Annotated in this window: 9 protein-coding genes; 8 read left to right on the top strand and 1 reads right to left on the bottom strand. The window is 63.9% G+C overall.

Features of this window, described 5'->3' with window-relative positions; all coding sequences use genetic code 11:
* Positions 1 to 65: 65 nt before the first annotated feature.
* The 4 genes from WDO72_02470 (at position 66) to msrB (ending at position 4,575) form a co-directional block, all read left to right on the top strand.
* Positions 66 to 1,928 carry a KUP/HAK/KT family potassium transporter gene (locus WDO72_02470; GenBank protein MEJ0084523.1) on the top strand — a complete coding sequence of 621 codons (1,863 nt, stop codon included), beginning with the start codon at positions 66 to 68 and terminating at the stop codon, positions 1,926 to 1,928.
* A 279-nt stretch (positions 1,929 to 2,207) separates the two neighbouring features.
* The gene (gene msrA / locus WDO72_02465) at positions 2,208 to 2,888 is read left to right on the top strand and encodes a peptide-methionine (S)-S-oxide reductase MsrA (GenBank protein MEJ0084522.1); all 681 of its coding nucleotides are present in this window, start codon (positions 2,208 to 2,210) and stop codon (positions 2,886 to 2,888) included.
* Positions 2,888 to 3,991: a thioredoxin family protein gene (locus tag WDO72_02460; protein ID MEJ0084521.1), complete on the top strand. Its 1,104-nt coding sequence runs from the start codon at positions 2,888 to 2,890 to the stop codon at positions 3,989 to 3,991. Before msrA ends, WDO72_02460 begins: the two co-directional genes overlap by 1 nt.
* Positions 3,992 to 4,008: 17 nt before the next feature.
* Complete coding sequence (gene msrB / locus WDO72_02455; GenBank protein ID MEJ0084520.1) at positions 4,009 to 4,575, top strand: peptide-methionine (R)-S-oxide reductase MsrB; 567 nt, start codon at positions 4,009 to 4,011, stop codon at positions 4,573 to 4,575.
* Here msrB and WDO72_02450 read toward each other — a convergent pair.
* Entirely contained in the window at positions 4,527 to 6,632 is a 2,106-nt protein-coding gene (locus tag WDO72_02450; GenBank protein ID MEJ0084519.1) for a PQQ-binding-like beta-propeller repeat protein, read from the bottom strand. The genes msrB and WDO72_02450 overlap by 49 nt on opposite strands.
* A gap of 112 nt (positions 6,633 to 6,744) precedes the next feature.
* Here WDO72_02450 and WDO72_02445 point away from each other — a divergent pair, with 112 nt between their 5' ends.
* The 4 genes from WDO72_02445 to WDO72_02430 all read left to right on the top strand — a co-directional run bounded on the left by WDO72_02445 (position 6,745) and on the right by WDO72_02430 (position 14,369).
* Positions 6,745 to 7,299 (top strand): methylated-DNA--[protein]-cysteine S-methyltransferase, encoded by a 555-nt coding sequence (locus tag WDO72_02445; GenBank protein ID MEJ0084518.1) that lies wholly within the window; start codon positions 6,745 to 6,747, stop codon positions 7,297 to 7,299.
* Between the two features lie 315 nt (positions 7,300 to 7,614).
* Positions 7,615 to 10,506 (top strand): triple tyrosine motif-containing protein, encoded by a 2,892-nt coding sequence (locus tag WDO72_02440; protein ID MEJ0084517.1) that lies wholly within the window; start codon positions 7,615 to 7,617, stop codon positions 10,504 to 10,506.
* Between the two features lie 37 nt (positions 10,507 to 10,543).
* Positions 10,544 to 13,591 carry a triple tyrosine motif-containing protein gene (locus WDO72_02435; protein ID MEJ0084516.1) on the top strand — a complete coding sequence of 1,016 codons (3,048 nt, stop codon included), beginning with the start codon at positions 10,544 to 10,546 and terminating at the stop codon, positions 13,589 to 13,591.
* A 127-nt stretch (positions 13,592 to 13,718) separates the two neighbouring features.
* Entirely contained in the window at positions 13,719 to 14,369 is a 651-nt protein-coding gene (locus WDO72_02430) for a response regulator transcription factor (protein MEJ0084515.1), read from the top strand.
* The last annotated feature ends 104 nt before the right edge of the window (positions 14,370 to 14,473 follow it).

The raw sequence follows: 14,473 nt of genomic DNA, 5'->3' as shown, positions 1-14,473 counted from the left end.
CGGCCCTGGGCGGTCGATCCCGGGTGAGTGGGCCTAAAATGCGCCCGTCGTTTTTTCAGGTTCTTATGAAGTCCCAGCAGGCTTTGGGTCCCGCGGTCATCGGCGCCATCGGCGTCGTCTTCGGCGACATCGGCACCAGTCCGCTCTACGCGTTCAACGCTTCGCTGTCCGCCGCGGAATTCGTGCCGGGCGATGCCGTGAAAGTGCTCGGCATCCTCTCGATGATCTTCTGGAGTCTGCTGATCGTCGTCACGATCAAGTATGTCGGCATCATCATGCGCGCCGACAACGCGGGCGAGGGTGGCGTGTTGTCGCTGGTCGCGCTGGTGCAGAAGCATTTCGGCACCGCGACGCCGTGGGTGCGTAATGCGGTCGCGCTCGGCGTGCTCGGCACCGCGCTGTTCTACTGCGATGCGTTGATCACGCCGGCGGTCTCCGTACTGAGCGCGGTCGAAGGCCTGTCGCTGCTGGATGCCGGATTCACCAAGGCCGTACTGCCGGTCACGATCGGCGTGATCGTCATCCTGTTCGCGATCCAGCGGCGCGGCACGGAGCGCGTCGGCCGGATGTTCGGTCCGATCATGGTGATCTGGTTCGTGACGCTGGCCGCGCTCGGCGTGGTGGCGATCGCCCGGGCACCCAGTGTGCTGCTCGCCGTGAATCCGCTCTACGGTCTGAGTTTGTTAGGCCACCATCCGGCGCTCGGTCTCGCCATCCTGGGCTCGGTGATCCTCGCGGTCACCGGTTGCGAGGCGCTGTACGCCGACATGGGACATTTCGGACGGCGGCCGGTGCGGCTGGGCTGGCTGATCCTGGTGTGGCCCGCGCTGGTGCTCAACTATTTCGGCCAGGGCGCGCTGATCCTGGAGAGCGTCACTGCCGTCGCAAATCCGTTTTATGCGCTGGCGCCCCAGGCCGCGCTGCCGCTGCTGGTGCTGCTGTCCACGGCGGCGACCGTCATTGCCTCGCAGGCGGTGATCTCGGGCGCCTTCTCGCTGACCCGCGAGGCGGTGCAACTCGACCTGCTGCCGCGCGTGCGCGTCATGCAGACCTCTGAGGAAGCGCAGGGGCAGATCTTCGTGCCCGCCGCCAACATGTTCCTGTTCGTTTCCGTGATCCTGTTCGTGCTGCTGTTCCGCAGCTCGGCGGCGCTCGCTTCTGCGTACGGCGTGGCGGTGATGGGCACCATGTTCGTGACCACCTTGTTAGGCGTGCTGGTCGCCCGTTCGATGTGGAAGTGGTCCTGGTGGAAGGTGGGGCCGCTGTTCGGGCTGCTGTTGCTGGTCGATCTCGCCTTCCTCGCCGGCTGCATGACCAAGATATCGACTGGCGGCTGGGTGCCGCTGGCCTTCGCGGCCGTGATGTTCGCCATATTCGTCACCTGGCGCGATGGGCGGCAACGCCTGCGCGCGGAACTGGAATACCGCGCCGTGTCGGTGAAGAAGCTGCCGGAACTGCTGGCGCCGACCGCCAAGGTGCCCGGCACCGCGGTGTTCCTGATCAGCCAATCCGGCTTCGTGCCGACCGCGCTGCTGCGCAACCTCGAGCACAACAAGGTGCACCACGAGCAGATCGTCATCCTGCACATCGAGATCCAGCGCGTGCCGCGTATCGATCCTTTGAGCCGGGTCCTGGTGGAGCAAATCTTCCCCGGGGTCTACGACGTGCGCGCGCGCTTCGGTTTCATGGAGACACCGGACGTTGGCGAGACACTGCGCAATGCGCGGCGGCAAGGCCTGTGCGTTTTCGCAGAAGACTCCTCTTTCTTCCTGGGGTGGCACCTGGTTCGGGCGCGGCCCCGACCCGGGCTCGCGGGCATCAAGGCGCGTGCATTCGCGTTCTTGCAGCGCCGCAGCGCACAGGCCGCCGAGTTCTTCCGCATGCCGACGCGCGGCGTGATCGTGCTGGCGACCGACATCGAGCTGTGACCGCGGGTTACTCGATCTTGCGCTGAACGAACTGCCATCGGTGCTGTAGCTGAACGACACCCTGGCACCGTCGGTCACCGTGGCGCGCAGATAGAGTAGTCGGCATACAGCACGGGATTCTCCTGCAGCGCCATCAACCAGAGAAGGCCGGTGAATCTATGGTCCGTGAATTGGTCTTACGCGAGGAGGCCGGATTGTACGCGGTGACAGAATGCGAGCTCGCGGCGAAATATTGCAGCGGTTTTCCGGGTCTCCTGCGTATACGGTGAAGGAGAAATGATGAAACGGACTCTCATGGCATTGCTGCTCTGCGCGACATCCAGCATCGGCGTACAAGCCAGCGAAGCGGCGGTGAAGATCCCCGCGCCGCTGGTCGATGACAAGCCCGCGGCGGGCGGTCTTCAGACCGCCGTCATTGCGGGCGGTTGCTTCTGGGGCGTGCAGGGCGTCTATCAACATCTGAACGGTGTGCGCAACGTGTTGTCCGGGTACTCCGGCGGCACGAAGGCGGATGCGGATTATCGGACGGTGGGTGGCGGCGACACGGGCCACGCCGAATCCGTGCAGATCGTTTACGACCCTGCGAAAGTCACGTACGGCCAGATCCTGCAGATCTTCTTTTCCGTGGCGCACGATCCGACGCAACTCAACCGGCAGGGGCCCGATTCCGGCTCGCAGTACCGCTCGGCGATTTTCTACGGCAGCGAACGTCAAAGAGAGATCGCACAGGCTTACATTGCGCAGCTGAACGCGGCCAAGGTGTATCCGGCCGCGATCGTGACGAAGCTCGATCCGCTCAAGGGGTTTTATGCCGCCGAGGATTATCACCAGGACTTTCTCGTGAACCACCCGGCTCATCCGTACATCGTCTTCAACGATCTGCCGAAGGTGCGCAATTTCGAGCGCCTGTTCCCCGCGATGTACAACGCGCGGGCGGTCACGGTCGCGAACACAAAGTGATGTCGTCAGCCGTCAAACGCAGTCTCGCCGCTGCGGCCCTGTTCGGAGTTGCCGCGCTGATCGGCGGCTGTGACTCATCCGGGAAACCGGTGGCCGCCGCGGCAGCGCCGGTGACGGCGCCCGCGCCTGGCTCCCCGCCAGCCGATCGCGAGATGCCGGAATTTCCCGCTGGCGCGACCTGGATCAACTCCGCGCCGCTGACGCGCGAAGCCCTGCGCGGCAAGGTGGTGGTGGTCGATTTCTGGACCTACTCGTGCATCAACTGTTTGCGCGCGACGCCGTACATCAACGCCTGGTATGCGCGTTATCGCGATTCCGGCCTCGTGATCATCGGTGTTCATTCGCCTGAATTCGGCTTCGAGAAAGACGCTGCCAACGTGCGCATGGCGATCCAGAAGTTCCACATCGAATACCCCGTGGTCCTCGACAACGATTTCGCCATCTGGAAGGCGTACGACAATCGTTTCTGGCCCGCGCACTATTTCATCGACGCAGAAGGCAGGATTCGCGGCCATCACTATGGCGAGGGCAAATATGCGGAGTCGGAACACACGATCCGTGCCTTGTTGACCGAGGCCGGCGTAGCGAACCTTCCTCCGCCGGTCGACGCGGCCGCGGGCGAGGGTGTCACCGCCGCCGCCGATGTCGCGAACATCGAGTCGCCGGAAACTTACCTGGGTTTCGCGCGCGGCGAGAATTTCACATCGCCCGGTTCGTTCGAGCCCGACGCGGTGAAGGACTATCAACTGCCGGCGCAAATCGCGCTCAACGAATGGGCGTTGGCCGGACGCTGGCTCGTGTCGCGCGAGAAGGCGCAGCTGCAGGCGGCGCCGGGCCGCATCAAGTTTCGTTTCAAGGCGCGTGACCTGCACCTCGTGCTGGGTCCTGGTCCGAAAGGCGAGCCGGTGCGATTCCGCGTGTTGCTGGACGGCAAACCACCCGGTGCCGATCACGGCATGGACATCGATGCCAGCGGCGCGGGAGTGGTGCGCGAGCAGCGCCTGTACCAGCTCATCCGCCAGCAGGGCGGTGTGCAGGAACATGATTTCACCATCGAGTTCCTCGATCCGCACGTCGAGGCTTTTTCGTTCACCTTCGGTTGAAGACGCGAGGAAACGGCATGCAGGATTTCAGTAGTTCGCGGCGTGGATTCCTGTTGGGAGCGGTGGCCGTGCCGGTGGCGCTGAGCACGGTGGCGTGCGCGCGCGCGGCGGACCAGGCGCCGGTGTTGTCCGCCGACGTGCTCATCGAGAACTTCTCGCCAGCCGGCGTCAGCACGGGCACGGCCAAGGTGCCGCGCGTCGTGAAATCGGACGACGAGTGGCGCAAACAACTTTCCGAGTTGTCGTTCCTCGTGGCGCGCAAGGCCGGGACGGAACGGCCGTTCACGGGCAAGTACAACGACAACCACGCTGACGGCCTGTATCGCTGCATCTGCTGCGAGACCACGTTGTTCGATTCGAAGTACAAGTTCGATTCGGGCACGGGCTGGCCCAGCTTCTGGAAGCCGCTGTCGAAAGTGAACGTGGCCGAATCCGAGGGCGGCAGCCGCATGTTCGGGATCGAGGTGCATTGCGCGCGCTGCAACGGGCACCTCGGGCATGTATTCGCGGACGGGCCCGAGCCGACCGGACTGCGTTACTGCATCAATTCGGTATCTATCGACTTCGTCGCGCGCAGCGCGTAGGCCAGGTACACACCTCCGCCAGAACCGCTCCTTTCCTTGCCACCGCTGGCGAAGATTGCGACGAACTGACGTCCATCGATCTGATAGGTGATGGGGGTCGCGTCAGCAGAAAACGGCAGCGCCGCTTCCCACAGCAGCGTGCCATCGCGCTTGTCGAACGCGCGGAACTTGCGGTCGTGAATCGTCGCGCCGATGAACAACAGGCCGCCCGAGGTCACGAGCGGGCCACCGTAGTTTTCGCTGCCGGTGTCCTTCATGCCGCGCGCGGCGAGCTCGGGAAATTCGCCGAATGGGATGCGCCAGATGTACTTACCGGTCGCCAGTTCGATCGCGTTCAGCGTGCCCCAGGGCAAACCGACCGCCGGATATCCTTGCGGATCCAGCCAGCGACGGTAGCCGGTGAAGCGGTATTCCTGGTTGGCGGGCGACGTATCGGCCGCTCCGGCCGGAATGTCGGCGCCGCTCGTCAGGAACGTGTTGATCGCGTGCAACGCCTCATCCTGCAGATTGGGAAACGCCGGCATGCGGCCACCGCCCTTGCGCACCCGTTCGGCGAATTGATCTGCCGGCAGGCGATCGCCGATGTTGGTCAACGAGGGAAATTGCGGCGGCGAACCCTGGCCGTTGTCGCCATGGCAGGCCGCGCAGTCGCGCAGGTAGATGGACTTGCCGCTGCTACGGCCCGTGTCGTTCGGCGCGAGCGATCCGAGCCACGCCATTTCATTGGCGTTCACGTACAGCAGGCCCGTGTCGGGGTCGTATGCCGGGCCACCCCATTCGGCGCCGCCATCGAATCCGGGGTAGATAGTCGAGTCGACCCCGACGCTGAGCGGCTTGAACGGGCCGTCGCTCAGGAGCTGCGCGAATTGCGCGCGCGCCCAGCTGTTAGCCTCCGGCGTGCGGGTGGTGAGGTCGTTCGCGGTCAGGCGTTGCCGCGCGTACGGAGCGGGCGACGCCGGGCGTAGATAGGACGGATGGGACACCTCACCGGGCACGTCCGAAACCGGCGCGGCCACTTCTTCGAGCGGAAATACCGGCTTGCCGGTGTCGCGATCGAGGACGAAGACGAAACCTTGCTTGGTCGTCTGCACCAATACATCGACAGCTTTTCCCTTCAAGCGCAGCGTGACCAGTGTGGGGGCCGTGGGCAAGTCCCGGTCCAGCACGTCGTGTTTCACGAACTGGAAATGCCAGCGCAGTTTGCCGGTGGCGGCATCGAGCGCGAGCAGGCAGTTCGCGTACAGATTGTCGCCCTTGCGATTGCCACCGTAGAAGTCCGAGGCCGCCGACCCGGTTGGAACGAACACGACGCCGCGCCTGGCGTCGAGGGTCATGCCCGGCCAGCTGTTTACGCCGCCGGTGTACTGCCACGCATCCCCGGGCCAGGTTTCGTAACCCGGTTCGCCGGATTGCGGAATGGTGCGGAAGGTCCAGCGCAACGCGCCGCTTTTGACGTCATACGCGCGCACGTGGCCGGGAGAGGCGGGCAGATTTTCGCCGACTCGTCCGCCAACGATCATGAGGTCTTCGAAGATGACGCCCGGACTCGTGAGCCGGACGGATTGCGATGCGGGATCGCGGCCGAGGTTCTCGCGCAGGTCGATGCGGCCGGCTTTGCCGAAGCCTTCGATAGGTTGGCCGCTGGCGGCGTCGAGCGCGTAGATGAAATTGTCGACTGCCGCGAATACACGCGCCTGTTTTCCATCGGACCAGTACATGAGGCCGCGATTCGCGCCCACTCCGGCGATGCCCGAATCGAACATCCAGAGTTGTTTGCCGGTGACCGCGTCGAGGGCGAACGCCTTGTGTGTCGGCGAATATCCGTACAACACGCGCCCGATCACGATGGGCTGCGTCTGCGTGTCGCCTTTCTCGCCCGTGTCGTAGCTCCAGGCGAGCGCGAGTTGTTTGACGTTGCCGCGATTGATCTGCGTCAGCGGCGAGTGGCGCATTTTCGAGGCATCGCCGCCGTAAGCGGGCCAGTCGCTGTCTGCCTGCGCCATGCCGATCGATGCGAGCAGCCAGGCGGCGAGTGCGCCGGCGCGTTTAAAGTCCATGCCTCCCCCGGCCAGCAGAAAACGGTGACGCAATCTAAGTCAGATTGCCGCTGTGGTCACGCGCGGGGACAGGTCATGGTGCTGCGGGCGCGCGTGTATGCTTCCGTCCGCGATGCCGGTACCTGCCCACCATTGCTATGTTCGCAAGTCGATCGAATCGCCCGTGGGCGAGCTGCGGTTGTTTGCGAGCGATGCGGGGCTCGCCGCCATCCTCTGGCGCGACGAACCGGGACTTCATTTGCGGTCCGGTGCGGTAGTCACAGCGGGCGCGCATCCTGTGCTCACGGAAACCGAACGCCAACTGCGCGAGTACTTCGGTGGCGAGCGCCGGGCATTCGATCTGGTGCTGGACTTTCACGGCACGGATTTTCAGCGCCAGGTATGGTCGGCGCTGCTGACGATTCCTTACGGGGAGACGCGGACTTACGCCCAGGTCGCGACGCTCATCGGACATCCCACGGCCATACGCGCGGTCGGCGCGGCCAACGGCAGAAACCCGATCTCCATCGTTGCCCCCTGTCATCGCGTGATCGGATCGAACGGAACGTTGACCGGTTTCGGCGGCGGTCTGGAAAACAAGGCCAGGCTGCTTGCGCTCGAAACCGCACAGGCCGACCTGTTTGGTTGCGCGGGCACGGAAGCAGGCGCTGCAAAAATGCGTGCGTGATTGCGCCGCCGGTCGGCGCTGGCATGAGTAGTGAGGATGCGTCGGCAACAAAGTTGACGAATCCCATAATTGACCGCGGCCGGCAAAGGGCCGAAGCTGGGATTGCGTGTGACCTTGTGAGGTGCCCGCGAAGACCAGAACAGCCAGGGACCTATGCCACGTTCCTCACGCCGCGCGTTGCGGGTTTTTCTGTTGCCACTCGCCGCGTTGCTGCTGTGTGCCCCGCTGCGCGCGGGGCCGCCGGAAGTGGCAGTCGACCAGCTCTATTCCACCGAGTGGACCGCCCGGGACGGTGCTCCCACCGGCATCCAGGCGATGGCGCAATCCGCCGACGGCTATCTATGGGTGGGCTCGACGACCGGACTGTTCCGGTTCGACGGCGTCCAGTTCGAGCGTGTCGGCTTCGGCGATAAACAGCTGTCCAGCAACATCTTTGCGCTGTGGGCGCCTCCGGATGGAGGGCTCTGGGTGGGCTACGGCTTCGGGGGTGCGACATTCATCCGGGACGGCCAGATCACGCACTACTCCCAAGCTGAAGGACTGCCGCGCGGATCCGTGCTGTATTTCGTGAAGGACGCCGCGGGCAGGTTATGGGCGGGCACTACGCGCGGGTTCTTCTACCTGCACGATGGAAAGTGGGTCGCGCCCGACGCGACATGGAATGCACCCAGGCGCCTCGACTGGGGCCTCGCAGACGGAGAGGGTGGTCTTTGGGCGATCTCGGGTCGCGCCGTCGTCACGCTTCGGCCGGGCACGCGTCGTTTCGAAGAGATAGGTGTGGTGCTTCCGGACACCAATACGCGGTCAAGCCTCAACCGATCGCCAGACGGCACCGTGTGGGTGTTATCGCAGGATTCCGAAGACACGATCTCACTGCGCGCTCCGACCAAAGATAGAACCACGCGCATAAAGCTGGGAAGCGGTAGCGCGGCAGAGGATTTTTCGATGGGTCTCTTCGATCGCCATGGCTACTACTGGCTGGTGACGAACAAGCGTGTACGCCGTTTGAGGCTGTCGGATTCCGCAATGAGCGAAATCCGCGGGGACGAACTGGCTTCGGCGACACCGCCCCAGGCAAGCTCCTATACAAATACCGCCCTCGAGGATCTGGAGGGAAATATCTGGCTGGGTACTTCCGCTGGGCTCGTCATGCTGCGCGAACCGGCAGTGGTTAGAGTCGCTGTCGGGCCCGCAGTGATAGCCCCTGCCGGTGATGGCGTCTGGTTCGGTGCCGCCCGGAAGGATCTTTTCAGGATTGCACGCGACTCGGGAAGGGCGATGCCGGCCGATCCTCCGCCGGGAAAAGCGCCGGATGCCTGGTTCACCTGTTTCTACACAGACCCGCTCGGCGACCTGTGGATCGGCACGCGAAACCAGATCCGGCATCTGCGGCAAGGGCGGTGGCATTCCATCGAGCCGCCGAAGGCTCTCAAATCTCCCGGCGCCGGTTCCGGCGAGATTCAAGCGATGGCCATGGACAAGGCGGGGGCGCTGTGGGTCTCCATCGCGCGCGTCGGTGTGTATCGGGTCGAAGGGAATGACTGGATTGCGCGCGACGGTTACGACGCGCTCCCCGCGGAACCGGCCACCGTATTGAAGGCTGATGAGCAGGGACGCTTGTGGCTCGGCTATGCGAACAGTCGCCTCGCTCGACTCGAGAACGGTCGCATCACAATCTTCGGTGCCACCGACGGGCTGGACGCTGGCGCGGTCCTGGCGGTGACCGTGCGTGGAAACCACATGTGGGTTGGAAGCGAGCGCGGTCTCGCCTGGTTTGACGGAAGCGCCTTCCATCCGGTCGCGGGCGCCGGGGGTGTCCAGTTCTCGACCGTCTCCGGAATAGGAGAGCTGCCCGATGGTGACCTGTGGCTGAACACCGCGCAGGGTGCCGTGCACATCGATGCGGCAGAAATCCGGAAGCTGGGCACCGACGCGAGTCACCCCGTCGCCCACACCGTGCTCAATGCCCTCGATGGAATGCCGAGCGGCCCGATTTCGGTTCGGCCGCTGCCGACACTCGTAGTTGGCGAAGACGGTCGGGTGTGGTTCGCCACCGGTGATGGCGTCGCCTGGACTGACCCGGTGCACAGATCCCGCAACACCAATATTCCCACGGTGTACGTGAAGACGGTGCAGGCCGACGGCATGAACCACGATGCTTTCACGTTGAGAGGTGCGCTCAGGCTGCCTGCCAAGACGCGCAATCTCGAGATCGCTTATACCGCGCTGAGCCTCACCGTCCCCGAGCGCGTTCGCTTCAAATACCGGCTCGAAGGTCACGAGTCGGCCTGGCAGGATGTCGGCACGCGTCGCCAGGCGTTTTATACCGATCTCAAACCCGGCCAATACCGCTTCCGCGTGATCGCGTCTAACAACGATGGCTTGTGGAACGACGCCGGCGCCGCGATCGACCTCATTGTTCCGCCCACGTTCATGCAAACGGGCTGGTTCACCGCGCTGTGGGTTTTGGCCGCGCTGGGTCTGCTGCTGCTGGTTTTTTCCTGGTGGTTACGCCAGGCGAAGGCACAACTGCGCCTGCGACTCGAAGAGCGAATCGTGGAGCGAGAACGCATCGCACGCGATCTTCACGACACGTTCCTGCAGGGCGTGCAGGGGTTGATGTTGCGCTTCCAGCTTGCGCTGGACCGCATACCTGCGCACGAGCCCGCGCGCGCGCTCATGGAGGACGCACTCGAGCGCGCGGACGACGTGCTCGCGGACGGACGCCGCAAGGTGACGAACCTGCGTGCCTCGACGCTCGAGGATGGCGATCTGTCCGAAGCCCTGCGCATCTTCGGCAGTGAAATGATGCGGGATCACCGCGCGCGCTTCGAATTGTCCGTCGAAGGAGCAGCGAGAGAGCTCCACCCCGTGGTGCTCGAGGAAGCATTTCGAATTGCTACCGAAGGCGTCACCAACGCCTTCCGCCACGCCCAGGCGACGCGCATCGATATGCGGATTGCGTTCCAGCGTTCGTCGATGCTGATCGAAGTGAAGGATGACGGGCAAGGATTCGATACGCACAAACTCGCGCCCGCGGGCCATTGGGGAATCAAGGGTATGCAGGAACGAGCCGCACGTATTCGCGGACACCTTCTCGTCAAGAGCAAGCCTGGTGAGGGTACGACGATCGAACTACATATCCCTGGCAGGGTTGCGTTCAAAAAGACTTCCCGCACGGACGCGGGCACTGCGGACTGGGTCTGAGTACGTGCGCAATACGAGCCCGACACTCGGGAAACTCATGTCGCTTTCTTCATGCCACCGGTCGCGCGTACTCCTGTTTTCGCTCGCCGCACTGCTGTCGTGCGCGCCGCTGCATGCAGTCTCGCCGCGTGTCGCCGTCGACCAGTTGTATTCCACCGAGTGGCCAGCGGGAGATGGCGCACTGAGCGGCATCGTCACGATCGAGCAGTCTGCCGACGGTTACTTGTGGGCGGGTACCGCCACCGGACTATTCCGGTTCGATGGCGTTCAGTTCGAGCACGTCGGGCTCGGCGAGGGGCAACTGCTTTCCAACAATGTCTACTCCTTGTGGGCGCCTCCGGAAGGGGGCCTGTGGGTTGGTTATACGTTCGGCGGTGCAACTTTCATCAAGGACGGCCGGTTTACGCACTACGCGAAAGGATTGCCGCGCAACACCGTGGTCGATTTCGCAAGGGATGCGGCCGGAACTTTGTGGGCGGCCACGACGCGCGGTGTGTTTTTCCTCGACGATGGAGAATGGATCGCGCCCAGCGCGGAATGGAACGCGCCACAGGGTGTCAACTCTTTCCTGGCGGACCGGTCGGGAACGCTCTGGGCGATCTCGGGTCGCTCCATCCTCGTCCTGCGGCCGGGCACGCATCGTTTCGAAGACACCGGCACGGTGCTGCCGGGGACCATGAGGTCGCATTTGTTATTGCAGCCTCCACACGACGTCGCATGGGCGGTGTCGCAGGAGGACGAGAAGACCGTTTCGCTGCGCGCGCCGGCGCAAGGGAGAAAGGTCATCGTCAGGCTGGATTCGAGCGGCACAGAAATCCTGACGCCTGGCCTCTTCGATCAACATGGATATTTATGGCTGGTCACCAACAAACGCGTCCGTCGGCTGCAGCTATCCGATCGCGCCGGGAGCGAGATCACCGGGGACGAAGAGCCGTCAGAGATCCGGGGGCAGCGCGCGTACTTCACCAACTCTACGCTCGAGGATCGTGAGGGAAACATCTGGCTCGGCACTTCAGCCGGGCTCATCAGGTTGCGCGAACCGGCCGTGATCAGGGTCGCGCTGCCACTCGGTCCTTCCACCATGGCTACCGGAGCCGACGGCGTCTGGATCGGCACCGTGCGCAAGGCTCTTTTCCGCTCCACGGGGTCACGGCTCATTCCGGTAGAGCCGCCGCCCGGGGCCGCCACGGAGCAGGAGTTCACCTGCTTCTATACCGACCCGCGGGGTGACCTGTGGATCGGTTCGCTCGACCGCATCTGGAATCTGCGAAACGGCCGATGGCGTTCCATCAAACGCCCGTCGGAGTTGAGATCTCCGGGCGCCGGCTCGGGAAGTATCCAGGCGATGGCCATGGATCGTGAGGGTGCGCTGTGGGTTTCCGTCGTGCGCGGCGACGTCTATCGGGTGGAAGGCAATGAATGGATTCCGCGGGGCGGCTCCGGCGGCCTTCCTGCGGGGCCCGCCACCGTATTGAAGTCCGATGAACAGGGGCGGCTGTGGTTGGGGTACGTGGATGGCCGGTTGGCCCGACTCGAGAACGGTCGAGTCACGCTTTTCGGCGCGGCGCACGGTCTCGATGGCGGCGCCGTTCTCGCAGTGACGGTTCGTGGAAGCCGAGTGTGGGTGGGAAGCGAGCGCGGACTCGTATGGTTCGACGGAGCGGCTTTCCATCCCGTTGTCAGTGCTGCAAATCTGCGACTCGCGGCAGTCACCGGCATCGCCGAGCTTCCCGGAGGCGACGTCTGGCTGAATACTGCCGACGGTGCAGTTCATCTCGACGCCGCAGAAATCGCGAAACTGGGCACGAATCCAGCTCACGCTGTCACGGGCACCGTGCTGGATTCTCTCGATGGAATGCCCGGTGCGCCGGTCTCCCTCCGACCGGTGCCAACGCTGGCGATCAGCAACGACGGAAAGGTCTGGTTCACCACCGGTGACGGCGTCGCCTGGACTGACCCTGGGTACCGGCCCCGCAATACGATCATTCCCACGGTGTACGTGAAATCCGTTCAAGCCGACGGCACGAACCACGATGCCTTCACGTTGAGCGGTGCGCTCAGGCTGCCTGCCAAAACGCGCAATCTCGAGATCGCTTATACCGCGCTGAGTCTCACCGTTCCCGAGCGCGTTCACTTCAAGTACCGGCTCGAAGGTCACGAGTCGGCCTGGCAGGACGTCGGCACGCGTCGTCAGGCGTTTTACAACGACCTCAAACCGGGGCGGTATCGCTTTCATGTGATTGCGTCCAACAATGATGGCCTGTGGAACAAGACCGGGGCCGCCATCGATCTCTTGGTTCCGCCCACGTTTACGCAAACGGGGTGGTTCACCGCTCTCTGGGTTTTGGGCGCACTGGGTCTGCTGCTGCTCGTGTTTTCATGGTGGCTACGGCAGGCGAAGACACAACTGCGCTTGCGGCTCGAAGAACGCATCGTGGAGCGCGAGCGCATCGCGCGCGATCTGCACGACACGTTCCTGCAGGGCGTGCAGGGGCTCATGCTGCGCTTCCAGCTCGCGATGGACCGCATTCCTGCGCACGAGCCCGCGCGCGCGCTCATGGAGGACGCACTCGAGCGCGCGGACGAGGTACTGGTAGACGGCCGACGCAAGGTGACGAACCTGCGCGCCTCGACGATCGAGGATGGCGACCTGCCCGAAGCCCTGCGTTTGTTAGGCAGCGAAATGATGCGCGATCTTGGCGCGCGCTTCGAGTTGTCGGTCGAGGGGAGCCCGCGCGAGCTGCATCCCGTGGTGCGCGAGGAAGCTTTCCGAATCGCCGCCGAAGCGATCACGAATGCATTCCGTCACGCGCATGCGACGCGCATCGATGCGCGGATCGCTTACGGGCGTTCGTCAGTGCTGCTTGAAGTGAAGGATGACGGCCAGGGTTTCGACTCGCGCAAACTTGCGCCCGCAGGACATTGGGGACTGAAGGGCATGCAAGAGCGGGCAGCACGCATTCGCGCACGGCTTCTCGTTACGAGCAGGCCCGATGAAGGGACGACCATCGAGTTACATATCCCCGGCAAGGTCGCCTTCAAAGGGGTTTCCCGTATTGACTCCGGCTCGACCGACTGGGCCTGAGCCCCCGTACCCACGATACGGGCGATCACAACACCCCCTATCGGGTCGTGACGGCGACGTGGAGCTGTGAGCAAATGCGTGATTTCTGGGACCGGCCGGTGTTCACCGGCCTCGAGGAGATAGTTCCTTGTCGACGCCGCCACTGACGCCCTCGACCTCGGGCCGCATCCGGATACTCGCCGCAGACGATCACCCCATGATCCGCGACGGCATTGCGCTGTCGGTCCAGGCGCAGCCCGACATGGAGTTCGTCGGTGAAGCAAGCAATGGACGCGAGGCGCTACTTCAGTATCGCGCCTTGCGGCCGGACGTCACGCTGCTCGACCTCAACATGCCGGTCATGGGCGGCGTGGATACGATCGTCGCGATTCGCGAGGAATTTCCCGACGCGCGCATCGTCGTGCTGACTACCTACAACGCCGACGTGCTGGCGATGCGTGCGCTGAAGGCGGGGGCGCTCGGATACCTGCTCAAGAGCTCGCTGCGCAAGGACCTGATGCACGCCATTCGTGCCGCCCATCAGCGTAAACGCTACGTGCCGAGCGAAGTCGCGCTCGCCATTGCGGAGCACGTCGGAAGTGAGGATCTCAGCGAGCGTGAAATCGACGTCGTTCGCGGGGTGGCGTCCGGGCTCAGCAACAAGGAGATCGCCGCCCGGCTTTCGCTGTCGGAGGAGACGGTGAAGGGTTACCTCAAGAGCGTCATGGCAAAACTCAATGCCAGCGACCGGTCGCACGCGGTTGCGATCGCGATTGCGCGCGGCATTCTCGAGCTTTAGCCGTCGGAGTTCTTCCGCCGGCGTGAGGCGCCGACCCCCTGATCGAGGGGCCCGTTGGCGCACTGGTTCCGGGCTACAGAAAATTCAGGCGTTCCCTGACGATT

The organism is Pseudomonadota bacterium (genome assembly GCA_037200975.1).
Lineage (GTDB): Bacteria > Pseudomonadota > Gammaproteobacteria > Steroidobacterales > Steroidobacteraceae > CADEED01.
This window is presented reverse-complemented; position numbering and strand designations above follow the sequence as displayed.